The organism is Gordonia sp. VNK1 (assembly GCF_040049135.1).
Taxonomy (GTDB): Bacteria; Actinomycetota; Actinomycetes; order Mycobacteriales; family Mycobacteriaceae; genus Gordonia; species Gordonia oleivorans.
Window position 1 is genome coordinate 316764 of sequence record NZ_JBDZDJ010000005.1, and the last position, 24654, is coordinate 341417.

The 24654-nt window shown below is 67.0% G+C and carries 22 protein-coding genes and 1 tRNA gene; 7 read left to right on the top strand and 16 right to left on the bottom strand.

The features are described 5' to 3' along the window. Positions 1-238: 238 nt before the first annotated feature. The 4 genes from ABLE94_RS08950 to ABLE94_RS08965 all read right to left on the bottom strand — a co-directional run bounded on the left by ABLE94_RS08950 (position 239) and on the right by ABLE94_RS08965 (position 2977). Positions 239-985: a DUF4352 domain-containing protein gene (locus tag ABLE94_RS08950; RefSeq protein ID WP_348808601.1), complete on the bottom strand. Its 747-nt coding sequence runs from the start codon at positions 983-985 to the stop codon at positions 239-241. Positions 986-1339: 354 nt separating this feature from the next. Next, entirely contained in the window at positions 1340-1732 is a 393-nt protein-coding gene (locus ABLE94_RS08955; protein ID WP_348802748.1) for a type II toxin-antitoxin system VapC family toxin, read from the bottom strand. Positions 1733-1738: 6 nt separating this feature from the next. Beyond that, on the bottom strand, positions 1739-2002 hold the full coding sequence (locus tag ABLE94_RS08960; protein WP_348802749.1) for a type II toxin-antitoxin system Phd/YefM family antitoxin: 264 nt from the start codon (positions 2000-2002) through the stop codon (positions 1739-1741). A gap of 99 nt (positions 2003-2101) precedes the next feature. Next, positions 2102-2977: a hypothetical protein gene (locus ABLE94_RS08965; RefSeq protein ID WP_348802750.1), complete on the bottom strand. Its 876-nt coding sequence runs from the start codon at positions 2975-2977 to the stop codon at positions 2102-2104. Positions 2978-3139: 162 nt separating this feature from the next. On the opposite strand from ABLE94_RS08965, the gene ABLE94_RS08970 reads away from it, so the two are divergent. From ABLE94_RS08970 to ABLE94_RS08980, 3 genes are all read left to right on the top strand, one after another. After that, positions 3140-3448, top strand: coding sequence for a hypothetical protein (locus ABLE94_RS08970; RefSeq protein ID WP_348802751.1), 309 nt, complete (start codon positions 3140-3142; stop codon positions 3446-3448). Between the two features lie 99 nt (positions 3449-3547). Continuing rightward, on the top strand, positions 3548-4585 hold the full coding sequence (locus ABLE94_RS08975) for an ATP-binding cassette domain-containing protein (protein ID WP_348808602.1): 1038 nt from the start codon (positions 3548-3550) through the stop codon (positions 4583-4585). Next, the gene (locus ABLE94_RS08980) at positions 4582-5418 is read left to right on the top strand and encodes an ABC transporter permease (protein ID WP_348802754.1); all 837 of its coding nucleotides are present in this window, start codon (positions 4582-4584) and stop codon (positions 5416-5418) included. Before ABLE94_RS08975 ends, ABLE94_RS08980 begins: the two co-directional genes overlap by 4 nt. Here ABLE94_RS08980 and ABLE94_RS08985 read toward each other — a convergent pair. Next, positions 5400-8738: an AfsR/SARP family transcriptional regulator gene (locus ABLE94_RS08985; protein ID WP_348808603.1), complete on the bottom strand. Its 3339-nt coding sequence runs from the start codon at positions 8736-8738 to the stop codon at positions 5400-5402. The two genes, ABLE94_RS08980 and ABLE94_RS08985, sit on opposite strands and share 19 nt — an antisense overlap. 79 nt (positions 8739-8817) lie before the next feature. On the opposite strand from ABLE94_RS08985, the gene ABLE94_RS08990 reads away from it, so the two are divergent. Continuing rightward, positions 8818-9336 (top strand): SRPBCC family protein, encoded by a 519-nt coding sequence (locus ABLE94_RS08990; protein WP_348808604.1) that lies wholly within the window; start codon positions 8818-8820, stop codon positions 9334-9336. A 66-nt stretch (positions 9337-9402) separates the two neighbouring features. Here the strand turns inward: ABLE94_RS08990 and ilvA are convergent, their stop codons facing one another. From ilvA to ABLE94_RS09005, 3 genes are read right to left on the bottom strand one after another with little or no spacing between them, the layout of a single operon-like run. After that, a complete protein-coding gene (ilvA, locus tag ABLE94_RS08995) occupies positions 9403-10602 on the bottom strand; it encodes a threonine ammonia-lyase (protein ID WP_348808605.1) in 1200 nt (399 codons plus the stop codon). Positions 10603-10636: 34 nt separating this feature from the next. Further along, positions 10637-11818 carry a cystathionine gamma-synthase gene (locus tag ABLE94_RS09000; protein WP_348802761.1) on the bottom strand — a complete coding sequence of 394 codons (1182 nt, stop codon included), beginning with the start codon at positions 11816-11818 and terminating at the stop codon, positions 10637-10639. Positions 11819-11857: 39 nt separating this feature from the next. Further along, positions 11858-13258 carry a cystathionine beta-synthase gene (locus ABLE94_RS09005; RefSeq protein ID WP_348808606.1) on the bottom strand — a complete coding sequence of 467 codons (1401 nt, stop codon included), beginning with the start codon at positions 13256-13258 and terminating at the stop codon, positions 11858-11860. Positions 13259-13342: 84 nt separating this feature from the next. On the opposite strand from ABLE94_RS09005, the gene ABLE94_RS09010 reads away from it, so the two are divergent. Continuing rightward, on the top strand, positions 13343-14281 hold the full coding sequence (locus tag ABLE94_RS09010) for an SGNH/GDSL hydrolase family protein (protein WP_348802763.1): 939 nt from the start codon (positions 13343-13345) through the stop codon (positions 14279-14281). Positions 14282-14329: 48 nt separating this feature from the next. Then, positions 14330-15553: an acetyl-CoA C-acetyltransferase gene (locus tag ABLE94_RS09015; protein WP_348808607.1), complete on the top strand. Its 1224-nt coding sequence runs from the start codon at positions 14330-14332 to the stop codon at positions 15551-15553. Between the two features lie 65 nt (positions 15554-15618). Here ABLE94_RS09015 and ABLE94_RS09020 read toward each other — a convergent pair whose 3' ends face one another. The 3 genes from ABLE94_RS09020 to ABLE94_RS09030 form a co-directional block, all read right to left on the bottom strand. Further along, a complete protein-coding gene (locus ABLE94_RS09020; RefSeq protein WP_348802765.1) occupies positions 15619-16476 on the bottom strand; it encodes a Bax inhibitor-1/YccA family protein in 858 nt (285 codons plus the stop codon). A 166-nt stretch (positions 16477-16642) separates the two neighbouring features. Then, positions 16643-17320 carry a TetR/AcrR family transcriptional regulator gene (locus tag ABLE94_RS09025; RefSeq protein WP_348802766.1) on the bottom strand — a complete coding sequence of 226 codons (678 nt, stop codon included), beginning with the start codon at positions 17318-17320 and terminating at the stop codon, positions 16643-16645. Beyond that, the gene (locus tag ABLE94_RS09030) at positions 17274-19595 is read right to left on the bottom strand and encodes an MMPL family transporter (RefSeq protein ID WP_348808608.1); all 2322 of its coding nucleotides are present in this window, start codon (positions 19593-19595) and stop codon (positions 17274-17276) included. The genes ABLE94_RS09025 and ABLE94_RS09030 overlap by 47 nt, the downstream gene beginning before the upstream one ends. Positions 19596-19726: 131 nt before the next feature. Between ABLE94_RS09030 and ABLE94_RS09035 the strand changes: the two genes are divergently transcribed. Further along, positions 19727-19800: transfer RNA gene (locus ABLE94_RS09035), tRNA-Leu, on the top strand. 92 nt (positions 19801-19892) lie between these two features. On the opposite strand, the gene ABLE94_RS09040 is transcribed toward ABLE94_RS09035, so the two are convergent. The 5 genes from ABLE94_RS09040 to ABLE94_RS09060 form a co-directional block, all read right to left on the bottom strand. Beyond that, positions 19893-21476: a hypothetical protein gene (locus ABLE94_RS09040; RefSeq protein ID WP_348808609.1), complete on the bottom strand. Its 1584-nt coding sequence runs from the start codon at positions 21474-21476 to the stop codon at positions 19893-19895. A 64-nt stretch (positions 21477-21540) separates the two neighbouring features. Further along, the gene (locus tag ABLE94_RS09045; protein ID WP_348808610.1) at positions 21541-22236 is read right to left on the bottom strand and encodes a signal peptidase I; all 696 of its coding nucleotides are present in this window, start codon (positions 22234-22236) and stop codon (positions 21541-21543) included. A gap of 174 nt (positions 22237-22410) precedes the next feature. Continuing rightward, positions 22411-23835 carry a cutinase family protein gene (locus tag ABLE94_RS09050; protein ID WP_348808611.1) on the bottom strand — a complete coding sequence of 475 codons (1425 nt, stop codon included), beginning with the start codon at positions 23833-23835 and terminating at the stop codon, positions 22411-22413. A gap of 131 nt (positions 23836-23966) precedes the next feature. After that, positions 23967-24176 carry a hypothetical protein gene (locus ABLE94_RS09055; protein WP_348808612.1) on the bottom strand — a complete coding sequence of 70 codons (210 nt, stop codon included), beginning with the start codon at positions 24174-24176 and terminating at the stop codon, positions 23967-23969. Next, on the bottom strand, positions 24173-24493 hold the full coding sequence (locus ABLE94_RS09060; protein WP_348808613.1) for a hypothetical protein: 321 nt from the start codon (positions 24491-24493) through the stop codon (positions 24173-24175). Before ABLE94_RS09060 ends, ABLE94_RS09055 begins: the two co-directional genes overlap by 4 nt. Between the last annotated feature and the right edge of the window lie 161 nt (positions 24494-24654).

Here is a 24654-nt window from a genome sequence, read left to right on the forward strand (position 1 = left end):
TGCACACAATGGAGCGAGTGTTGAACCTGAACCAACGAGCGCCATTCAGCGATGACGGTCCGCCCGCGCACAAAGCGGCCACGTACTGCTGCAAAGACCATTCAAAATCTCATGAGATTCATGCCCGAGAAGGGACTGACCCCCGCGTGCACTGAGGACCGAACCCGGGTTATGAACGCGCACAAGCCCGGTGGCCTCCCACCCATCACGGACGGAAGGCCATCGAGCACAGCATCGCTCAGGCCAGATTGACCGTCACCCCGCCCGAGAACGCGGAGTCGTGCAGTTCGATGCTCGCCGGCACGGCGTCCTGGGGCATGTCGTAGACCACCTTCGCGGTCACCGTGTTACCGGGATTGATGTTGTCCCACACGGGGATATCCGATCCGCCGAGCGCGATCTGGGCCGAGGTGCTGGGCTCGAAGCTACGACCCTGACCGTCGAACAGCTTCTGATCCGACGGCGAGAATCCATACGCCTGGTCGGAGATGTTCTTGACCGTCATGGTCACCACCACGAACTGCCCCTGCGCTTGCTCGGTCAGATACGGATTGTCACCCACACTGGCCAGACCCTTCTCGACGCCGGTGACGACGAACTCGAACTTACCGTCCCGCACCGGCGTGTTCAGACCCGCAGCCTGGTCACCGTTCTCCTCGGTGGCGGTCGCCGGCCCACCCGAGGTGCCCGACGACGCGGAGTCGTCCGACCCGCCCGCCGACACCGCCGCGACGATGATGATGAACAGCACCACCAGCGCACCAACGATCCACGGCCACTTCCGCTTCCGCTTCTTGGGCACAGGCATCGGCTGCTGGGGCGCACCGTATGGAGGTGCACCGTACTGGGGTGCGCCGTACTGAGGTGCGCCGTACTGAGGTGCGCCGTACTGGGGCACACCGGACTGAGGCACACCATCCTGGGGGGCGGGTCCGTACGGCTCCGAACCCTGCTGCGGCTGAACGGGATTCTGGGGATCGGTCATGATGAGTTCTCCTTCTCAGGGCGGCGCCCGGGAAGTCGGCTCCGCCTGGCGTCACACACTGCTCAGGAGGTCCGACAGAACCGGCCGCGCGGTCATTCGACCGAATGCTTCCCCTCTCGGAGCTATTCGATAGCACCCGATCAAATCGACCGCTCTAATTACGTTACGCGGCCTGTGTCCGATTTGGTCGATATGGCGCGGACGGAGCCTATGGACACGGTCACACAGGAAAGCCTGCGCTGAGATACCCGTCTGCAGAATCCGTCGGTCCACTACAACGCCGTCGGCCAGGCCGTGATGGCCGAAGTCACCGCGCGCGCGGCGGTCACCTCGGGGTAGGTCAGCTCGAGTAGGTCAGCTCGGCGTTACGGTGGCGACCCCGAGCGCATGAGCCGCCGCGGCCAGTCGGTCGTCATAGGTCACGATCGCCTCGAGATCGTCGCCGAGGTCGAGTGCACAGGCCAGGTGCAGCGCATCGAGGGACCGCATCACCGCGGGGTCCAACAGTCCGGCAGCGTCGAAGACATCAGTTCCCATGGTCATCAGGATCACGGCATCCAGAACGGCGCGCGTCTGGATCACCAGGTCCGGCGCCACCCGACGTACCGCGCGGAGCAATTCGGTACGCGCCAGATCCGAGGACACCAGCACCCGTTCATCGGCGGCCATCCACCGACGCAGAGCGACCGTCTCCGTCTCTGCGACAACAAGTTTGGCCAGTGCCGAGGTGTCAACGTAGTGCGCCACGCTGCGTCAGTACCGTTCGTCGTCACGCATGGCCGCCAGCGCCTCCGACAGATTCGGACCGGGTAACGGTTCCGGTAGATCCCGGAGGGCCCGACGAGGGGGCCGGGCGGTTCCGCCCTGAAGCCGACGGCGTAGTGGTGACGCCGGAATGGCCGTCATCTGCGCCACCGGCCGGCCGCGATCGGTGATCGTGACGGTCTCGCCCGCAGCGGCCGCGGCCACCACCGCCGACGCATTCTGTTTCAGGGCACGAATACCGACTTCGGACATGTGCTTCATTGTAGAACAAGGCCCGCGGTCCGCCCCTCGAATGCCCGCCGTCCCCGCGTCGTGCGGCACCGAACGCCCGGGCTCCCCCACGCGATGCGCTCACGCCACGTCGAGCAGCCGGAGCGGCGGCGTTGTCGCATTGTCGCCGAGCGCATCGGAATCGCCATCGGAACGCACCGAGATGACGTTGTCCTGCAACGCTTTTCCAATCCTCTGCATCAGCTCCACGATCGAGGCGTCGGCGTCGTTGAAGCGACGCCGCGCGGCCAACGGCACATCGAAGCAGGTGGCCTCGACGAGCACGGATCTCTTCCATCCGGCGCCGCGAATCCAGTCCAGGTCACGACTGCGTGTGAGTGGCGCGACCACCACCAGGGGTGCATTCTCCTTCGTCCACCACAGGATTCCGTCGACGTCGACCTCCGGCATCTCCGGAGCGTCGGCGGGCAGGATCTCGCGAAAGCGCTGCGGTGACTTCTCGAAGAGCAGCAGGCCGGCCGGCCCGAGTTCCGCCACGGCGGTGGTCACGCCGGGCTCACCTCGGGGTGCCTCGCCGAGACACGTGAGTACATGCTCGGGCACCCAGATCGGGGTGATGCGTTCGAGCGTGTCGACCGCATTGACCGAGTGCACCGCACGCAGCGACGCGAGGCGGATCATCTCGACGATGTCGCCGAGTTCCCCGATCAGCCGGTCCTGATCGTCGACCGCCCCGAACTCCGACTCGTCGAGGTCTTCGAGCATCGCTTCCACCGACGACATCCGTCGTTGCAACGGGAGCAGGTAGGAGTACCACTCCTCGCCCAGTTCGTCGTGCGCGCCGGCCAGTCGGGTCTGTATCTCGGCGACCGATGTCACCGTCCACGGCACGCGCCGTACTTCGCGGTGGTCGGCGGCATGGCGCCGTCGGCCGGTGTCACGGCCGGCATGACGGCCTCGGGTCTTCTTCGGTGTGGTGTGGTGTCGTCGTCCCATGCCGGGCAGCGTAAGCCCGATTCGCCCGACCACCTCCGGGAAATTCCACAGGCCCGCCACCCACACACAGCCAATCCACAGGCGTGGTCCAGATCACCATCAACCTGCGGGTTCATGGTGGACTCATCGGACTTATCGGTCCCGCAACGAAAGGAGACCCCGATGCGGATTCACAAGCACACCCCCGAGATCCCGATGATCGTCCTCACCGACGATCCCGCAGTCCGCGGCTACGCCGACGCCCTGTTCGACACCGATGTCCCGGTGGCCATCGTCAGCGCCAGTTACGCCGACGTCGTCCCGTACATGCTCGGCAACAACGGCCACACGGTCGCCCTGGTCGCCGACGTCGACGACCCCGAACAACTCGCCGCGGCGATCCTGACCGTCGAACGACGACTGGGGACGGTCGGATCGGTCATCCGCTACGGCGCCGACCTGCCGACCAGCCCGCTGCCGACCGCCGCCTGACCTGCGCTGACCCGCCGGGGGCACCGCGATTACACCGTTTGTCAGCGCGCGTAAGCCAACGTAAGGACGACGACAGCGGCACGGTTCATAGTGGTTGACATGACATCAGCAACCACCGCCGGCCCGGCCCGGGTGAGTGACGGGACCTCCGGAACCGACCTCGCCATCGAGGCCCACGGGCTGGTCAAGACATTCGGATCGAACCGCGCCGTCGACGGCGTCGATCTCGTCGTCCCCACCGGATCGGTGTACGGCGTCCTCGGCCCCAACGGCGCCGGGAAGACCACCACCGTCAGCATGCTGGCAACCCTCCTGCGCCCCGACGCCGGCACCGCCAAGATCTTCGGTTTCGACGTCGTCGACGACGCGGTCGCGGTGCGGTCGCTCGTCGGCGTCACCGGACAGTACGCGTCGGTCGACGAGGACCTGACCGCGACGCAGAACCTCGTCGTCTTCGCCCGCCTCCTCGGACTGTCCCGCAAGGCATCCAAGGCACGCGCCGCCGAACTCCTCGACGAGTTCTCCCTCACCGAGGCCGCCGACCGTCCGCTCAAGGACTTCTCCGGCGGCATGCGACGACGACTCGACCTCGCCGCCAGCCTCATCGACACTCCGCCCCTGCTGTTCCTCGACGAACCCACCACCGGCCTCGACCCGCGTACCCGGGCGCAGATGTGGGACACCATCCGCCGACTCGTCGCGAACGGCTCGACGGTGCTGCTCACCACCCAGTACCTCGACGAGGCCGATCAACTCGCCGACCGCATCGCGGTCATCGATCACGGTCGCGTCATCGCCGACGACACCGCCGACGCGCTGAAGAACTCGGTCGGCTCGGCCACCCTGCAGCTGAGGCCCGCCGATCGCGCCGCGGCGCCGCGGGTGGCCGAGATCGTCGAACGGGTCCTCGGTGAACCGGCCGCTCTCTCGGCCGAGGCCGGCTGGGTCTCGGCATCGCTGCACCGCCCCGACCTCGTTCCCGATGTCCTCATCGCGATGCGCGCCGACGGCATCACCGTCGACGAGATCACCGTCCAGAAACCCAGCCTCGACGAGGTGTTCCTCACTCTCACCGGCAAACCCGCCGAGACCGAGGGCACCTCCGATCACGATGCGAACGAGGAGAATCAGGGATGACCACCACCGTCGCACCCACATCCGTTCCCCAGGCCATCACCACCCGCGACGTCCGCGGCCAGGCCAAACGCTCGGTCAGCCTCGTCGAGACGATCCGTCAGTCATTCACCATGGCCTACCGCGGCGTGCTCAAGATCCGGCACAACCCCGAGCAACTCTTCGACGTGACGATCCAGCCGATCGTGTTCACCTTGATGTTCACCTACATCTTCGGCGGGGCGATCAGCGGTAATGTCCACGCCTACCTGCCGGTGATCATTCCCGGCATCATGGTGCAGACCGTGATCATGACGTCGATCGTCACCGGCACCCAACTCCGCGAGGACATGGACAAGGGCGTGTTCGACAGATTCCGCTCGCTCCCGATCGCGCGGATCTCTCCGTTGTCGGGGGCATTGCTCGCCGACGTGATCCGCTATCTGATCGCCAGCACGCTGACCATCGTGATGGGCATCATCCTGGGTTGGCGTCCGGACGCGCTCGGCGCGATCGCCTCGGCCCTGCTCGTCATGATCTGCAGCTTCGCGGTGTCCTGGATCTTCGCCCTGATGGGCTGCCTGATGAGCAAAGCCTCTGCGGTGCAGGGCATTTCGCTGCTCATCATGTTCCCCCTGACCTTCATGTCCAATGCCTTCGTCCCGGTGAGCACCATGCCGGGGTGGCTGCAGGGATTCGTCAACGCCAACCCGGTGAGCCACCTGGTCACCGCGGTTCGTGATCTGACCGCCAACGGACAGGCGACCATCCACGTCGTGTGGGCCCTGCTCGGCGCGTTGATCATCACCGTGATCTTCGCCCCGCTCGCGGTGCGCGCCTATATGCGCAACGCCTGATCCGCATCACGGAACGACGCCAGGATGGTCCGCACCTCTGCGGCCGCCTGGCGTCGTCGTATGCGCTCGACGTCACGAATCTCGTTGTCCCACCGGACCGAATCCACCTCCGACAGCTCACGCATGTCACGATCGACGAGGTACAGACCGAGGCTGTCCCGGCGTGCCCCCATCCGCCGCGACAGCATCAGCAGTCGCACCCCGTCGTCGTGTGTGCGCGGATCGTCGAGGAGCACGTAGCCGGCGGCGAGGACGATGCTCCCCGCCTGCGGCACGTCGAACCATCCGCCGGTGTAGGTCGACACCAACCCGTCGACGATCATCGGTACGAACTCGCGGGCCTGCCGCGCCCGCCCGCACCGCATCAATCCCACCTCCGCCATCGCCACCATCATGGCCACACTCGGATCTCCCGCACCGATCGGATGATCGCGGCGCAGCAACGCCATGGTGCGCCGGTAGAGGTCACCGGCCGACTCCACCTCGCCGCGGGCGAGTGCGTACTCCGCATGCGACAGCAGGATTCCCGCGGCCATCTCCGGATTGGCCTGCGGATCGGGATCGGCGGGCGTCCACCCCTCCGACAGGATCGCCAACTCCGTTGCCGCATCCTCCAATTCGCCCAGAGCCACCAGGGTGATCACCAGGTGGACGCGGGCCTGGATCTCATCCTCGTAGGCGCCGAGCCGGACGAGGTCGACCACGCCCACCCGGTAGAACTCGACGGCGGTTCGCCAGTGCGCCTGCTGGCCATGGATACTCGCGATCCGCACCTGCGCCATTCCCGACAGCCAGACATCCCGCGGGGCGGCCACCTCACGGAGTTGCAGCGCGTCGGCGAGCGCCCCGTCGAGGTGACCGAGGTTCTCCCGCAAGTTCATTCGCGCCGACAACGCCGCCGTCGAGACCGCGGCGTCCGACGAGAGGGTTCCCCGTACGATGTGGCGCAGCGCCGCGATCGGGGTGCGGCTGAGCACACACGCGGTGACGAAATCGGTCGTCGACAGATAGGTCAGGTCCGCCCGGAACAACCGCCGCAGATAGTAGCGGCCGGTCGCCAGTGCACGCAGGTCCTGATCAAGCACCCGGTGCGCCATCGACATCAGCAGCGTGGCCTGCCAGGCCCGGCGCACCGCGGTATCGGCGACCAGCGGGGGCGGGGGCGGTAGCACACCGAGAAGCCTTCCGCCCCAGTTCATCACCTCCGCATGCAGTCCACGCGCCATCCAGAAGCCGGCGAGGATCGGAAACACCGTGACCACAGTGTTGACCACCGCGGTGCCAACCGCGCTGTCGACCGCGCCGTCGGCACCCGACTGCACAGCAGGATCGGACGGCGCGGTATCGAGCGCGTCAACGCAGTCGCGGAGCACCCAGACGAGATTCTCCGCATCGGCCGCCACGGCGCCGATCAACTCCTCGTCCACGCCGTCCTCGTACGACGTCATCACGTCAGCGGCCAGCGACCGCGCCCAGCGGCGCATCCCGGCCCGGACATCCTCGGATTCGCCTGCGTCGGAGGCGAGTTTGCCCTCGCCGAATTCGCGCACCATCTCCAGCATGCGATACCGCACATGACCGCACTCCTCTGCGACGGTCAACAGCGACTGGTTCACCAACGACGCCAGCGCGTCGTCGAGGCGGACTCCCCGGAAACCGGTGACGATCTCGGCCGCGTCGGTGGTGAACCCCGCCGGGAACCGGCACAGACGACGCAGGGCGGCCCGGGCGTCGTCGTCGAGCAGATCCCAACTCCAGTCGATCACCGCGTACAACGTGCGGTGCCGGTCCGGTGCGCTGCGATCGGCTCCGCGCAACAACGCGAACCGCTCGGCCAACCGGCCGGCGATCTCGTCCACCGTCATCGTCCGGATCCGGGCGGCGGCCAGTTCGATGGCCAACGGCAAGCCGTCGAGGTGACGGCAGAGTCCGGCCACCGCGGCGGGATCCAGGTCGGCGCCCGGCCGGACCGCGACCGCGCGCGTCACGAACAATTCCATTGCCGCACCGCCACCCTCGACGTCGAGCACCGGTAACAGGTAGATCTGCTCGGCGGGCAGCATCAACGGTGAACGACTCGTGACCAGAACCCGTAGCGCCGGATCGGCGGCGAGGAGATCGGCGACGAGGCGGGCGCAACGGTCGATGACCTGCTCACAGTTGTCCAGGATCAGCAGGACCCGCCGGCCGCGCAGCGCGTCGAGCAGCCGCTCCTGCAGATCGCCGACGGCCCGTCGGGGACGACCGCTGCCGGTCAGCTCGGCCTCGCCGACGCCGAGTGCGGCCGCGATGGCCGGGACGACGTCGTCGTCGTTGCGAATCGGCGCCAACGGCACGAAGTGCACGCTGTCGCCGGCGTCGACGCGCCGATGCCCCACCCGGTTGGCCACCCGCGTCTTGCCGACGCCACCGGGGCCCTGCACCGTCACCAACCGGTGCGTCCCCAGCAGCGCGTCGATCGCCTCGACGTCGTGGGCACGACCGATCAGACCTGTTGTCTCGGAGAATAATCCGGATGAGCGGCCACGCCGCGGACTCGCGGTGTCACCGGCCGGGGTGAGGCCGTCGTGTGCAGCGCCGGCGAGCAGTTCGTCATGCAACGCCGAGATCTGCGGACCCGGGTCGACGCCGAGTTCGGCCGCGAGCGCCCGCCGTAGTCGGGCGTACACCGAGATCGCGTCGGCGCCCCGCCCCATCGCCACCAGCGCGCGCATCAGATCCAGATGCGCAGACTCGTCGAGGATGTCGGTCCGGCAACGCTTTTCGGCGATCGATCGTGCCAGATCGAAATCCCCCCGGGCCATCGCGGCACCACCGCGACGACGATCGAGGGCGTCGGCGACCTCGGTGGCACGAGTCCGCACCTGCTCGATCAGCTCATCGGAACCGTCGGCTCCGAGATCGTCCCCGGCCGTACCCCGGAACCAGCCCATCGCATCCGCCAGCGACGTCGCATCCTCATCAGAGGCGCAGGCCATCACCACATCGAGATCGGTCCGGCATCCCACCAGTCGGTGTCCGGTGCCGGATGCCTCGATGTGCGCGGCACCGAGCAGGCCTCGCAGCCGCGAGATCTGGGTGTGCAGCGCCGACGCCGGTGATCGTGGCGGGGTATCGCCCCACACATCGTTGATGAGTCGCTCGGCCGACCGGGTCCGGCCGCCGGCCAGTGCCAGCGAGGTCAGCAGGCGTTTGGCGCGGATGCCGGGCACCACCGCGATCGCGGAATCCTCCGGCAGCGCACCACTCTCGGGCCCGGCCGCGGTGATGACCGCCACCGGGCCCAGTAGCCCGATGATGGTCTGCTGCTCCGGCCCCACCCCGCCAGGGTAGTGGACGACGGCACACCGTCACCGCAACCTGCTTCGTCGAGCACCGCGTCATGACTACTGTCGTGTCATGGCGCGCAGCTACGACCTCGAACCGTTCGAACTCGACTTCTTCGACACCGCCCCGATCCGGTTTCGCATCGATGTGAACATCCCGGTGACGCCCGCACGGGCATGGGCGGAGCTGACCCGGCAGAACACGCTGGACTGGTGCAAGCCGATCAAGTCGATCGACTTCACCTCACCGGCCCCCTACGGCGTCGGCACCACGCGGCGGGCGGTGCTCTCCCCGGGCTATCTCACCCTCAACGAGTACTTCTTCGACTGGACCGAGGACCCGGAGAACACCAAGTTCCACAACGCTTTTCGGGTGGAATCGGTCAATGTCCCGGGGTTGCGGCGCTTCGGCGAGTACACCGAGATCACGCCGGCCGCCGTCGGCTCACGACTGGTGTGGACCTTCGCGCTGGAACTCGGGCCGTCCTCGCGAGCGCTCAACGCGTTCTCCAATCCCGCGTCGACGCCGGTGTTCCGCACCATCGAGGCCGACACCCTGCGCCACTTCGCGCATCTGTCACCGCAGGGCTGAGCACCAGGCCCGAGCACCACAGGGCCGAGCACCAGGCCTGGGCACCGCAGGGCCGGGCACCGCACGTCAGCGGACGAACCCGGCCTGCGACAGCGCCGCACGCACGGCGACCTGATGGTCGGGGCCGCGGGTCTCGGCGCTGACGGTCACCTGGACCTCGCCCAGCGACAGCCCTTCGGCGACCCTCGAGTGCACCACGTCGACGACGCTGGCGCCCTGCTCACGCAGCAGTTCCAGCAGTGAGATCAACCCGCCGGGCCGATCGGGTACCGACGCGGTGATCGTCAGGAATCGACCTGCCGCGCTCAGACCGGTGGTGGTGACGTGGCTCAGCACCAGCGGATCGATGTTGCCGCCGGAGGCCACCACACACACCTGCCCCGCCACATCCCCGAGTGCGCCGTCCATCAATGCCGCCACCGCGGCCGCACCGGCGGGTTCGACGAGCAGCTTCGCCCGCTCGAGCATCAACAGCAGTGCCGTGGCCAGCGATTCCTCGCTGACGGTGACGACGTCGTCGACGAGTTCCCGGATGTGGGCGAACGGCACCTCGCCCGGCAGCGCGACCGCGATACCGTCGGCCATCGTGGACATCTCCCGCGCCGCCACCGGATGACCGGCGCGCAGTGATTCCGGCCAGGCAGCGGCCGACCGAGCCTGCACCCCGACGATCCGGATCCCCGGATGGTCGGGCTTGATCGCGGCGGCCACCCCCGCGAGCAGACCGCCGCCGCCGAGCGGCACCACGACCGTGGTGACGTCGGGGAGTTGTTCGAGTATCTCGACGCCCACTCCGGCCTGCCCGAGCACGATGTCGCGATGATCGAACGGATGGATCAGGACCGCGCCGGTGCGGTCGGCGTATTCCTTTGCGTACGTGAGGGATTCGTCGACGGTCGCTCCCGCCAACTCGACCTGGGCACCATAGGCACGGGTGGCGACGACCTTGGGCAGGGCCGCACCCACCGGCATGTACACCCGGGCGGTGATGCCGAGTCGGGCCGCCGACCACGCCACCCCCTGAGCGTGGTTGCCGGCGCTGGCCGCGACGACGCCCCGGCGTCGTTGGGACTCCGACAGTCGCGAGATCCGGTAGTAGGCGCCACGGGGCTTGAACGAGCCGGTGCGCTGCAGGTTCTCGCACTTGATCCAGACGTCGGCGCCGACCCGTTCGGAGAGCACCCGCGAGGCCACCATCGGTGTCCGCCGCATGACACCGCTCAGCGCGGTTGCGGCCGCACCGATCTCGTCCGGGGTGAGCAACATCGCCGGTTACCTGTGCCGGGTGTCTCGCGGCGGCTTACTTCAGGGCCTGCTCGAGATCGGCGAGGATGTCGTCGATGTCCTCGATACCCACCGACAGCCGCACCAGATTCGACGGAACCTCCAGCAACGACCCCGCCGTCGAGGCATGGGTCATCGCGCCCGGATGCTCGATGAGTGATTCGATGCCGCCGAGGGATTCGGCGAGGGTGAACACCTCGGTCCGCGCGCAGAACTTCTTCGCGTCGTCGACGTCGCCGTTCACCAGGACCGACACCATGCCGCCGAATCGCTTCATCTGCTTGGCCGCGACCTCGTGGCCGGGGTGCATCGGCAGTCCGGGGTAGAGCACCCGCTCGATGCGGTCATGCCTCGACAGGAAGTCGACGACGGCTTCGGCGTTGTCGCAATGCTTTTCCATCCGGACCGCCAGGGTCTTGACGCCGCGCATCGTAAGGTAGGCGTCGAACGGTCCGGGCACCGCGCCCGCGCCGTTCTGCAGGAAGGCGATCTTCTCGTCGAGTTCGGCGTCGTCGGTGATGAGCGCCCCGCCCACCACGTCGGAGTGTCCGCCGAGGTACTTCGTGGTCGAATGCAGCACCACGTCGGCGCCCAGGGTCAGCGGCTGCTGCAGGTACGGCGTGGCAAAGGTGTTGTCCACCACCAATTTCGCCCCGGCCTCGTGGGCGACGGCCCCGATCTCCTCGATGTCACCGACGTTGAGCAATGGGTTGGTGGGAGTCTCCACCCACACCAACTTGGTGGCGGGAGTAATCGCTGAACGGATCGCATCGACGTCGGTCACCGGCGCGACGGAGTAGTCGATCCCCCACTGGGTGAAGACCTTGTCGATCAGGCGGAAGGTGCCGCCGTATGCGTCGTTGGGGATGACCAGGTGATCGCCGGGCCGCAGCGAGGCCCGCAGCAGGGCGTCGGTGGCGGCCATACCGGAGGCGAAACCCCGTCCGTACGTGCCGCGTTCGATGGCCGCCAGGTTCGCCTCCAGGACACGACGCGTCGGATTTCCGGTACGGGCGTACTCGAATCCGTCGCGCATGCCGCCCACACCGTCCTGGGCGAAGGTCGAACTCGCGTAGATCGGGACGTTGACGGCGCCGTTGAGCGGGTTCGGCTCGTACCCGGCATGGATCGCGTCGGTGGCGAACCCCCGGCGGCGCCCGGTGTCCTGACGATCAGTGCTGTCCTGACTGTCACTCACGTGCAACTCCTCCTCGCTGAGCTCGTGGACTCGCCGGACCTAACCGGCGGTGATGGTGGGATGGGTGCTGACAAAGGCCAGCAGATCGTGGCGGGTGATGACGCCGATAGGCTTGCCGTCCTCGACCACCATGAGTGCGTCGGTGTCCGAGAGCGCCTTGGTGGCCGCCGACACCGGCTCGCCGGAACCGATGAGCGGGAACGGTTCTCCCATGTGCGCCGACACCGGATCGGCGAGGCTCGCGCGGCCCTCGAACACGGCACTGAGCAGATCCCGCTCGGTGACCGCACCGGCCACCTCGCCGGCCATCACCGGAGGCTCGGCGCCGACCACCGGCATCTGGGAGACGCCGTATTCGCGCAGGATCTCGATGGCGTCACGCAGGGTCTCCGACGGATGCGTGTGCACCAGATCCGGCAGGGCTCCGGTCTTGCCGCGCAACACGTCGCCGACGAGCGGCTCCGGCCTGGTGCTGTCCAGTGGCGTGCGCAGGAATCCGTAACTGCTCATCCACTCGTCGTTGAAGATCTTCGCCATGTAGCCGCGGCCGCCATCGGGCAGCAGCACGACGACGACGGCGTCGGGACCTTCACGCTGCGCCACCTGCAGTGCCGCCACCACGGCCATGCCGCAGGACCCACCGACGAGCAGTCCCTCCTCACGGGCCAATCGGCGCGTCATGTCGAAGGAGTCGGCGTCGGAGACCGCGATGATCTCGTCGGGCACGCTGGGGTCGTAGGCCTCGGGCCAGAAATCCTCGCCGACCCCCTCGACGAGATAGGGCCGGCCGGTGCCGCCGGAGTACACCGAGCCCTCCGGATCGACGCCGATCACCTTCACCGCGCCGCCGGACACCTCCTTGAGGTAGCGGCCGGTGCCGGTGATGGTGCCGCCGGTGCCGACGCCGGCGACGAAGTGGGTGACCTTGCCGTCGGTGTCGGCCCAGATCTCCGGACCGGTGGTCTCGTAGTGGCTTTGTGGTCCGGCCGGGTTGGCGTACTGGTTGGGCTTCCACGCGCCGTCGATCTCGCGGGCGAGGCGGTCGGAAACGCTGTAGTAGCTGTCGGGGTGCTCGGGCGCGACGGCCGTCGGGCACACCACCACCTCGGCTCCGTAGGCGCGCAGGACGTTGCGTTTGTCCTCGCCGACCTTGTCCGGGCACACGAACACGCACTTGTAACCGCGCCGCTGCGCGACGAGCGCCAGACCGACGCCGGTGTTGCCGGAGGTGGGTTCGACGATCGTGCCGCCGGGGCGCAGTTCGCCGGACTTCTCGGCGGCCTCGATCATCCGCAGGGCGATCCGGTCCTTGCTGCTGCCCCCGGGGTTGAGGTATTCGACCTTGGCCGCGACGAGCCCGGAACCGGGAGTGACCACCGAGTTGAGCTTGACCAGGGGCGTGTTGCCCACCAGGTCGACGACAGAATTGGCGATGCGCATGCCTCCATCGTCCCAGAGTCGCTCGGCGCCGTGGAAACCGACATCGGGGCAGGGCCCACTCGTGGTGCCACTAAGCTGGCTGACGTGTCCGGTACCCGCTCCAGCGACCACCGACTCCTGCGTGATCTGGGCGCCACCGCAGCTGCGACGTCCGCTGCGGCGGGGATCACCTGGGGTGGCTACAACCTGTTGGTATGGCAGGCCCAGAAGGCTCGCACGGTCATCCCGCACCGCACCGACAACGCCCCCAACGGCGACGGCATCTACCGCCCCGATGGCAGCGGGCCGTACCGGGTGACCCGCGAGAACCGCGACGTCGTCGAATTGAACCTGGCGGTCTTCGGGGATTCGACGGCCGCCGGACTCGGCGCCGACACCCCTGACCAGACGCCCGGCGCACGACTGGCGCGGCGCATCGCCGTCGACACCGACAACGTGGTGCGCTACAGCAACAAGGCCATCGTCGGGGCCACGTCCAAGGGGCTGGCCGCCCAGATCGACGCCATGCTGATCGCCGGTCATCGTCCCGACATCGCAGTCATCCTCATCGGCGCCAACGACGTGACCGCCCGCAACGGGATCCGCGCCTCGGCCTCCCGACTCGGCGAGGCGGTGCGGCGACTGCGTGCCGTCAACGCCCAGGTCGTGGTCGGTACGTGCCCGGACCTGGGTGCCATCACAGCGATACCGCAGCCGCTGCGCACCCTCCTGCGCCTGTGGGGCGCGCGCCTCGCCGCCCGGCAGAAGGCCGCGGTCCGCGGGGCCGGTGGACGGCCGGTGCCACTGGCCGATCTCCTCTCCGACCATTTCCGTCAGTCCCCCGACCGCATGTTCTCCGTCGACCGGTTCCATCCGTCGGCCGACGGGTACGAGCTGGCCGCCGACATCCTGCTCCCGGAAACCCTTGCCGCGATCGGGGAATGGGGACCGGCTCCCCTCCCCCAGCTTCCCGAGGTGTCGCCCACGGTCAAGTCGAGCAAGCTGATGGATCGGCTGTTGCGTCGTGCGCGCGACATCGATTGACACACCACGATTCATCGACGTCGGAGTGGGTGACGTAACCTGGGCCACATGCCTGAAGCCGTCATCGTCGCCCATGCACGCTCCCCGATCGGCCGCGCCGCCAAGGGATCCCTCAAGGACATCCGTCCGGACGAATTGTCCCGGCAGATGATCGCCGCCGCCCTCGCCAAGGTCCCCGAACTCGATCCCAAGGACATCGAGGACATCCACTGGGGAATCGGCCAGCCCGGTGGCCAGGGTGGCTACAACATCGGTCGCGTCCTGGCCGTCGAACTCGGCCACGACCACATCCCCGGCGTCACCGTGAACCGTTACTGCTCGTCGTCGCTGCAGACCACGCGCATGGCCCTGCACGCGATCCGGTCAGGCGAGGGCGACGTGTTCATCTCCGGCGGTGTCGAGAGCGTGTCGAGCTTCGGCATCTCCGGTGGTGCCGACGGCCTCCCCAATTCCAAGAACCCGATCTTCGACGAGGCGATTGCCCGCACCGACAAGACCGCCGAGGGCGGCGCCGGACCGTGGCACGATCCGCGTGAGGACGGCATCCTGCCCGATGTCTACATCGCCATGGGCCAGACCGCGGAAAACGTCGCGACCTACACCGGCATCTCCCGCGAGGACCAGGACCGCTGGGGTGTGCGCAGTCAGAACCGGGCCGAGGAGGCCATCAAGTCCGGGTTCTTCGAGCGCGAGATCGACCCGGTCACGTTGCCCGACGGCACGGTCGTCAGTACCGACGACGGCCCTCGTGCGGGTACCACGTACGAGAAGATCAGCCAGCTCAAGCCGGTGTTCCGGCCCGACGGCACCGTCACCGCCGGCAACGCCTGCCCCCTCAACGACGGTGCCGCGGCGCTGGTCATCATGAGCGACACCAAGGCCAAGGAGCTCGGACTGACCCCGCTCGCGCGTGTGGTGGCCACGGCCGCGACCGGACTCTCACCGGAGATCATGGGTCTCGGCCCGATCGAGGCCATCCGCAAGGTCCTCAAGGTGTCCGGCATGGCGCTGTCCGACATCGATCTCGTCGAGATCAACGAGGCCTTCGCGGTGCAGGTTCTCGGATCCGCCGATGTCCTCGGCATCGACCACGACAAGCTCAACGTCTCGGGCGGGGCGATCGCGCTGGGCCACCCGTTCGGCATGACCGGTGCCCGCATCACCACCACGCTCCTGAACAATCTGCAGACCCACGACAAGACCTTCGGTATCGAGTCGATGTGCGTCGGCGGCGGGCAGGGCATGGCGATGGTGCTCGAGCGTTTGAGCTGACCAGACCCGATCAACGACAGAACCCCGCCTCCGGAATCCGGACGCGGGGTTCTGTGCTCTGGTGACTAGTCCGACTGGAAGTAGCTCAGCAGTCGCAGGATCTCGACGTAGAGCCAGACCAGGGTGACGGTCAGACCGAGGGCGACTCCCCATGCGGCCCGCGACGGCGCACCGGCACGGATCAAGCGGTCCGCGGCATCGAAGTCGATGAGGAAGCTGAACGCGGCGATCGCGATGCAGATCAGCGAGAAGATGATGGCGATCGGTCCGCCGTCACGCAGGATGCCCGCGCTCTGGGTGAACAGGCCGAGGATCAGGTTGCCGACCATGAGCACGATCACGCCGATCAGACCGGCGAACAGCATGCGGGTGAATCGCGGCGTGACACGGATCGCGCCCACCTTGTAGACGACCAGCATGCCGAAGAACACACCGAAGGTGCCGAGCACCGCCTGACCGATGAGCGCGCCGGCGTTGGCGCTGTCGGCGATGACCCAGTTGCCGAAGACATACGAGATCGAGCCGACGAACAAGCCCTCGAACACCGCGTAGGCGAGCACGATGGCGGGATTGTCCTGCTTGCGGCCGAAGCTCGCGACGAGGACGAGGATCAGGCCGACGATCGCACCCACGCCGGCCAGCGGGCCGGCGAGGGCTTCGTTGGACGCGCACAGGAAGTAGGCCACGATCGCCGAGATCGAGAGCACGCCGAGCGTGATCGCGGTCTTGGTGACGACGTCGTCGATCGTCAGTTGCCGTGTCGTGGGCGGGGCCGGGGTATACGGCTGGGTCGGCTGTCCGTACTGGTTGAACATCGCGGCCTGGCCGGCTCCGGCGGCGCCGGTTCCGAAGCCCGCATAGCCGCCGGCAGTCTGATTGTCGCGGACCACGCCGCGCATCACCGGATTGCTACTGTCTCGCACTGCTGCTCCCTATCTGAACCTGAGTGGACGTCGTGCCACATCGTGTGTGGACGGGACTGTTCTGCTGTGACCAACGCGGAAGTCGCCCCCTGAGTTCCGACTTTACCTTTTCTTGACCATCATGGGGCGAGTCGACACCTGACCGATATGTCCGTATGGGCCGCGATCAGCGTCGCAGAGCGGCGAGCAGCCGTCGCAACTCGTGCGGCTGCTCGCATCCGGTGACCCCCATGACCGCTCGACCCAGACACACCGCGCGCAGCGTGACCTCCGCACGGTCGAAGTCCTCACCCCAGCTCAACGTGGGCTTGGCGATCATCAGCGAGGCGAGACCGTGGGCGGTCGACCACAACTCGAGCACGATGTCGCCGACGTCCGCAGGATCGAAGATCCCGGCCTCGGCGACCTCGTTGATCGTCTCGGTGACCCGGACGAACGCCGAGACCGCGAGCACCTCGTCGACCTTGGTGGTGGTGTCGATCGTGGTCGCCGAGAACGCCTGCCGGTACAACACCGGGGTCGACACGGCGAACCGCACGTATGCCATGCCCAGGCACAACGCCCGCTCTAGCGGGTCGTCGACGCCGATGGTCGCGGCCACCAGACGATCGTCGAGCTGTTCGAAGTACCGCGCACAGACGGCGTCGAGCAATGCGTCCTTGTCGGCGAAGTGCAGATAGATCGACGGCGGCGTCACCCCGACCCGCGTCGCCACCGCACGGATCGACACGCCCGCCGCGTCCCGCTCGTCGAGCAGCAGCTCGGTGGCCGCGTCGATGATCTCCTCGGCGAGGAGTTCACCCGACCCGCGGGGCGACCGACTTCGTCGGTGGGACCTGGTCACTGTTCTCCTGCTCATCGAAACCGGGCTGGTCGAATTGTCCGGCGGCCCCCTCTTCGGACAATCCGATGCGATCATGCAGTGCCCGCAGCGGGCGCGGCGCCCACCAGTTGTAGCGGCCCGCCAAACGCATGAACGCGGGGACGAGCAGCATCCGGATGATCGTCGCGTCCATCAGAACGGCCAGCGTCAGTCCCACCCCGAACATACGCATGAACGACACCTCCGACACGGCAATCCCGGCGAAGACGATGCTCATCAGCAGGGCCGCGGCGGTGACGACTCGTCCGGTCCGGGCGATACCGACGGCGACCGCGTGATCGTTGGCCGCCCGGGTGCGGTCGGAGGACAACCATTCCTCCCGGATGCGTCCCAGCAGGAACACCTCGTAGTCCATCGACAATCCGAACGCGACGCAGAACATCAGCACCGGCATGGTGGCGACGAGGTATCCGGTTGCGGTGGTACCGAGGCCGTCGAGGTGCCCGTCCTGGAAGAACCAGACCATCGCCCCGAAGGTCGCCGAGAGCGACAGGATGTTGAGCACCAACGCCTTCAAGGGCAGCACCACCGAGCCGGTGAACAGGAACAGCAGGATGAACGTGGCCACGGCGATGATCAGCAGCACCCACGGCAGGTGGGCGTAGATCGAGTCGACGGTGTCGGTGTTGGCCGCCTGCATCCCGGTGATGCCGACGTCGAGGCCCGCGGGTGTCGGTACCGCCCGCAGCCCCTCGAGTTGGTCGGCGCCCGCCGACGTCAGCGGTTGCACCTCGCTGGAGATCGTCACCAGTGAGGTCACCCGGCCGTCGGCGTCCGTCCGGTTGTCGGCGGGATCGGGCGGCGCCACCTGGTTGCCGTCGACGAAGCCGCCCACGCCGCCGGAGATCGAGGTCACCCCGTCCACTCGGGACAGTTCCGATGCGTACCGTGCACGCGCCTGGTCGTCGGCCGGCCCGGAGATCACCACGGTCAGCGTCGAACTCAGGTCGTCGGTGAACTGGTCGCGGATCTCCTCCTGGACCTGGTGAGTGCTCGCCGATTGCGGGAGAACCCGGTCGTCGGGGAATCCGAAGGTGATCGAGAGGAAGGGCACGCCCAGGATGACGAGAAACGCGATGACCGCGGCCGCGACCGGAGCGGCATGCCGCAGCACCCACCCGACGAACCGATACCACCGGCTCTGTTCGATCGGCACCGGGGCGGGTTCATCCCGTCCACGGAGTCTGCGGATACCGCGCCGCACGTCGAGCGCGTCGATGCGGGCACCGAGGAGTGTGAGTACGGCGGGCGTCACGATCAGCGCCGCGAGTACCGCGATGACGACGACCCCCAGACCGGCGTAGGCGAAGGACCGCAGGAAGTACATCGGGAACACCGCGAGCGCGCACATCGACAGCGCCACCGTGACCGCGGAGAACGCCACCGTGCGCCCGGCGGTGTTCATCATGATGAAGATCGCGGTTCGCCGGTCCCGGCCGGCGGCGACCTCTTCGCGATAGCGCGTCACCAGCAGCAGGGTGTAGTCGATGGCCAACGCCAAACCCAGTGCGGTGGTGAGGTTGAGCGCGAAGATGGAGACGTCGGTGATCGACCCGACCAGACGCAGCAATGCGAACGTCACCACGATGGCGATGATGCCGACGACGATCGGGAGGGCCGCCGCGACGAGACCGCCGAACACCACGATCAGGACGAGGAAACTGATCGGGATGGCGATCGCCTCGGCCATCGCGAGATCCTTGGTGGTTTGTTCGTTGACCTGGCCGAACACCAGCGCCTGCCCGCCCGCGCGGACGGTGATGCCGTCGTGCTCCCCCACGAAGCGTTGTTCGATGTCCTCCGCGTACGCCGGTGCGTTGGCGTCACCGCCATCGATGGTGGCCACGATCAGCGCCGACGAGCGATCGGTGCTCAACAACGCGGGCGCCAGCGCGGGTTGTTGCCACACCGACAGGATCGGTTGTTGCACATGGTCGGTCGCGGCCAGGTCGGTGACCATCTGGCGTCCGAGGGCGACCGCCGCGGGATCGCGCGACATGTCGACGCCGGCCGGGCCGTCGAGTTTGAACACCAGTTGCGGACCGCCGCGCTCGAAGGTCTCGTTGACCACGGCCGTGGCCCGCGCGGATTCCGAGTTCGGGTCCTCGTATCCCGCCGAGAGCAGGTGCCCGGCCGCCGAGGCCCCGTAGAGTCCGCACCCGATGAGGATCAGGAACAGCACGGCCAGAACACGTTTCGGCGCGGATACAGCGATGGTGGTGATTCGGGTCAGCATGGTTCCCCCACGAGGAGTCAGTGACTTATCGCCGTTAAGTTAACGCTATTAAGTCACCGAGTCAACGGTGAGTACTCCGTTGAGACCACAGGATCGACGGTGCGGGCAGGTCTGGCATGCTGTTCAGCGCGGCCCCTATAGCCCAATTGGCAGAGGCAGCGGACTTAAAATCCGCACAGTGTCGGTTCGAGTCCGACTGGGGGCACCGGTTCTCACCGCGGAAGCGGCACCGATCCCGTTCGGTGCCGGTCATGCGCTGTGTTGATCCAGCGCCGTGTTGATCCAGCGCCGTGTTGATCACCGTCCCGTACCGGGCGCCGCTCCTGCCGCCGCAGATCCACTCGTCGTTCGCGTTGGCGTCGACGGTGTCGCGGCGGACGGTGCTGTCGCGACCTGCTCGGATCCCGACGCCCCGGGCGACGACGTCGACGCGCCCGTATCGGTCGACACGTCCGGGGTCGGCTGGACCGGCTCGGTGACCGCCGGCGCGGTTGTGGACGGTGTGGCCGTGGACGGCGTCGTCGGGGCCGGGGCCGCCGACGTCGGGGCGGTCGGCGTGGTCGTCGTCGGCTCGGCGGGCTCGGTCACCGACACCGCGGGCAGGGTGAACGTCCATCCCGCGGTACCGTCGGGCAGCCACATCACGGTCGAGGTGCCGCTGCGCACGGTGAATGCCACCCACCCGGTGTATGTCCTACCGGCCTGCAACCGGGTGGACAGCGCCGGTGACGGCACAGTGTCGGCCGCGGTGACCGCCGCCGTGGTCGTGCCGAGGACCTGCCGGAACGAGTCGGACGAGATCGTCGACAAACGATCTGCGCTGTCCTCGTCGGAGGTCGTGACGGTCATCCGCACGGCGACGGTCGACGGACCGCCCGACGTGGTGGCATTGTTGTCGATCTCGTGCAGGGTGGCCGTGGCCAGGTGGGTGCCGTCGGTGCTGATCACCTCGAACCCCTGGTTGAGTCGCACGGCAGTCGGTGAGGTCGGACCGGAGTCGCTGGTACCGGCGTCTTCCGACTCGGCGTCTTCCGACTCGGCGGCCGCACCGTTCTCCGAGTCCTCGGCCTCCCCGTCGGCGTGTTCTTCGTCGTCTTGTTCTTCACCTTGTTCTTCGTCGGCAGCCTGCTCATCGGGGCCGTTGACGGTCATCGCGCCGAGGGAGGACGGAACATAGCCGCCCACACCGCATTCGGCGTGCACGAGAACGCCCGAGTACGACCACAGCGAACCCTGACTCGCGGTGAGGCTCAACGTCGAGACGGCAGTGTCATCCGCGATCGTCTGGACGTGGGTCAGCGCGACCGACACCGATCCGCTGCTGCCCGACGAGGTCTGATTGGGCCCCGGGATCGTGACCGTCTGCGGTGACGTGCCGAGGGCGTTGCGGACGATGATCGAGCCGGTGGGCGCGGTGACCGTCGGCGTGGCGCCGTCGATGGCGCATGTGACCGATGTGCTGATCGCGCCGTTGAGGGTCACGCGATTGCTCGACGAGTAGTTCGTGGTGAACGACTGGAGATACGAGGTCGCCAGACCGCCCTGGGTTTGCGTGAACCGGGCCTGCACGCTGGCAGCGGCCTGCGTCTCGTAGTTGAGGCCACCGCTGATGTCCAACGAACCGGACACCGTTCCGCTGTCGCCGGGATTGGAGTGCGTTCGCTCGGCGCTCGCAGCGGTCGTGGTCCCGTCGCTGCCGGTGTATCGGGCAGCTGTCGCCCTGGCGTAGCCCTCACGGACCCAGTCCCCGCGCTGGAAGTCCGATCCGCCCCACGCCGCATCGGACCACTCGGCGAGGACGCCGGTGGATTGTGCGGCGAACAACGCGGTCAGCACGGTGGCCACGGAGGCGATCAGGACGAGTATCTTCTTGCGTGTCATTTCGGGTGCTCCCTCGGGAGACGTGGGTGGGGTTCGGATGGCGGGATTTGCTTGAGACGTCCGGCTATTCGCGGGGTTGTGTGACCACCACGACCTTGGTCCGTGGCCAGAAGGCCCAGAGCACGAGGCCGGACATGACGATGGTCAAGGTGCCGAGGACGTAGGGATTGGACAGCCAGACCACCTGTTTCGCGAGTCCGGGCATGTGCCAGACGACCTTGCGGACCTCGGTGACCTGATACGGATGCGGATCCGGGTTCGGGTTGGCGTCACCCTTCATCACGATCTCGACGACGTTGCTGTTGGCCGTCGGCGTCACCGAGACGACGCGGTGGGTGACGGGAGCCTTGCCGGCCTCGCGGTCGATGGTGACGATGTCGCCGGCGCGGACCTCCGACGCCGGGATCTTGTGTACGAGCGACAGCGAACCCTGAGGGATGGTCGGCGACATGGATCCCGTCTTGAACATGATCAGGGTGTAGTTGCCGACGTAGGCCCAGATCACCAGCACAATGCAGATCAGGCCGAACACGGCGAGCACGTTGAGCAGCCAATCCACGATGCGGGAACGAAGGCTCCGTCGAGGCGGTATCGGCGTCGCGGCCGGCTCCGGAGAGTTGGTGCGCGTGGTCGGTGCGGCGATGGTTTCAACCGTGGACGTTTCGGCGGGGTCGTCGGGGATCCAGCCGATCTTCCAGGTGGACGCCGGAACGCCGGCGGCGTGACGCCCAGCGGATTGGGCGGGCATGACATCGGTCATTGTTCTTCTCATTTCTGGGCGGCCCACCCGACGTGCGGTGTTGTCGACACCCCGGGCGGACCGATCGATGACCGACATTTCGTGATGTCAGGCCACGTTCTTTTTTCGGCTCCGTTATTCAAGAGCGTTCTGAGAAATTGATTCGGCTCTCCGAACTCAATTACTCGGTACGCTTCAGCGTGCGCTTGCGATATTCTCTGAAAGCCGACCGGCAAACCAGTTGAGCGCGGTGGTTCCTTGACCGTCGACCACATATGCCGGGTAATTGACATGCGTATCCGATGTCAGGAATTCGGTTGCTCCGACGGCCTCTTCGATCACCGCGGCGGGATCACTCACCGCACTCGAGTAGACGATGTCGACCAATGCGCGTCCGGCACGCTCGAGTTCACCGGACACGAGCGGGACACCGTTGGTTCCGGTGGAGGTGCCGTTGACGAATCCGGTTGTCAACGCCCGCAACTCCTGCCCGATCTCGACGAGCTGCGACAGAGTGCCGCCCGCGGCGCTCAGTGCTGCCGGGTTGCCCTGGCTCGCGTGAGCGAACGACCAGGCCAGTTCCTGGATGGTGCCGACCAGGTTGGCGGTGCGCTCGATGTCGACCCGATCGAGGATCACGCACAGGGCCGCAGCGGACTTGGCGAGTCCGGTCTCGTCCGGGATCAAGGCGAGCACCTTGGCCACTGTGCCGTAGTCGACGGCCGCCGCAGCGGTGACCAGAGGACTGAGCTGATTGTTCAGGGTCTGTGAGATCCGTTGCGCCTCTGAGAGGTCACCGGCGGCGACGACCGACGTCAGCCGATTCAGGTTGTCACCGATCCCGGCGAACTCCATGGCTGCGATGCGCTCGACCACGGTCGCGGTCTCGCGCACGGCGCCGGTGGCGCCGGCGTCATCGGTTCCGAGCACGGCCCCGATCTTCGCCAGCAGCGGATTGCTGTCTACGTCTGTGGCACAGTACATGTCGTCGGGGTCGCAGATACTCATGACCCGCCCGGACAGTGCACCCATGCCCTGACTGCGAACGCCGGCGATGCCGGTTCCGGTCGATTGCGGGCCCACCGTCGTCGTGCCTGCGGTCCCCGATTTCGGATCTGCGAGGAGGGCAACGCCGACGACACTGTCGGCCGATACGGGACCACTACCGTTGCCGATCGATGCGGCGAGATCGCCTGCGGCATCGGCACCTTGGCTGTATCCGGTGATGGTGAACGTCGCCGACGGGTGGGCGGAGGCGTAGTCGCGCAGTATCTTCGACGCGTTGCTGATCGCGTCCGCCTTGCTCTCGACATACGTCTGCCCGTTGTCGAATGCACTTGCGGTGTACGGCAGGAAGTAGTTGGTCACCGACGAGCCGTGCGTGCTCTTCAGCTGGTTCGCAATGGAACTCAGCATGCCGGTGGCGACCGTCGGGTCGGCCGATGAGCTGGTCTCCCAGGTGCCGGGAATGAAGAGGTTGAATGTCTGGGTGGTTGCCGCGTTGGCGGTCGCCGGGATCTGGAGGGCGGTGAGTCCGATGGTTGCGGAGAGGGCCGCGATGCCGGCCCCGATGATCCTTCTCGATGTGCGGCCACCACGCGTGGTGGAGGTGGATTGCATTGGTTCAAACAGACTGTGAGAGTGCGTATGTGGACGTCAGAGAACAGGCCTCCGATCTGGAGAGGCCGTCCTTTGCAGGCCGGCCGGCTGTGCCGCCGGCCGCGCCTGCTGGTTGTGAGCGGCAGCGACGATCAGACGTCGGCCTCGCCGAACATCTCCCACGAGGCGGTCAGCCCGGTGTTCAGGTTCGACGGATTGGCGTTGGCATCCATTGTCACGGTGAAGGTCAGCCCTTCGACCTCGTTGGCGTCGATGCTGAAGTCATCGGATTGCCCGTTGGTCAGGTCGCTCATCTTGACGTTGTCCAGGATGACACCTTCCTCGTCGGATTCGATTGTCACGTAAAGGACTTCAGACAGGCTACGTGAACCCGTTCCGGTGTCGGTGAGGACGGGCGCCTTCGCAGGACCGTGGAGGACGCCACCTCGTTGTACTGATCCCGCAGGTGAACGGTCGACGACACGGACGCCCCGGGGGTCAGGTCCAGTCGATCCAGGGCGAAGTTCATCGTTCCCTGATCGGTCTGGGTCTGGAACTCACCCCAGGTGGTTCCTTCGTCGAAGCTGCCCTGGAGGTTCCAGTTGCTGTCGCCGAGGCCGAAATCCGATCCGCCCCAGACCGAATCGTTCCAGGCCGCGAGGGTGATCAAGGCTCCCACACCGAGCACTGCACCAGAGGCCAGCAGAGCCTTCTTCTGGCTCTTGTGACGTAGTTGTGGGTGGGTTCGGCGTGGCGTGAGGGCGCAACGCCGTTGTCCTGCTTAAGGTTTGGTTTGCGAAGACTAAACCTGAGGAGTTCCGGCGTTGCGCATGTCCAGTG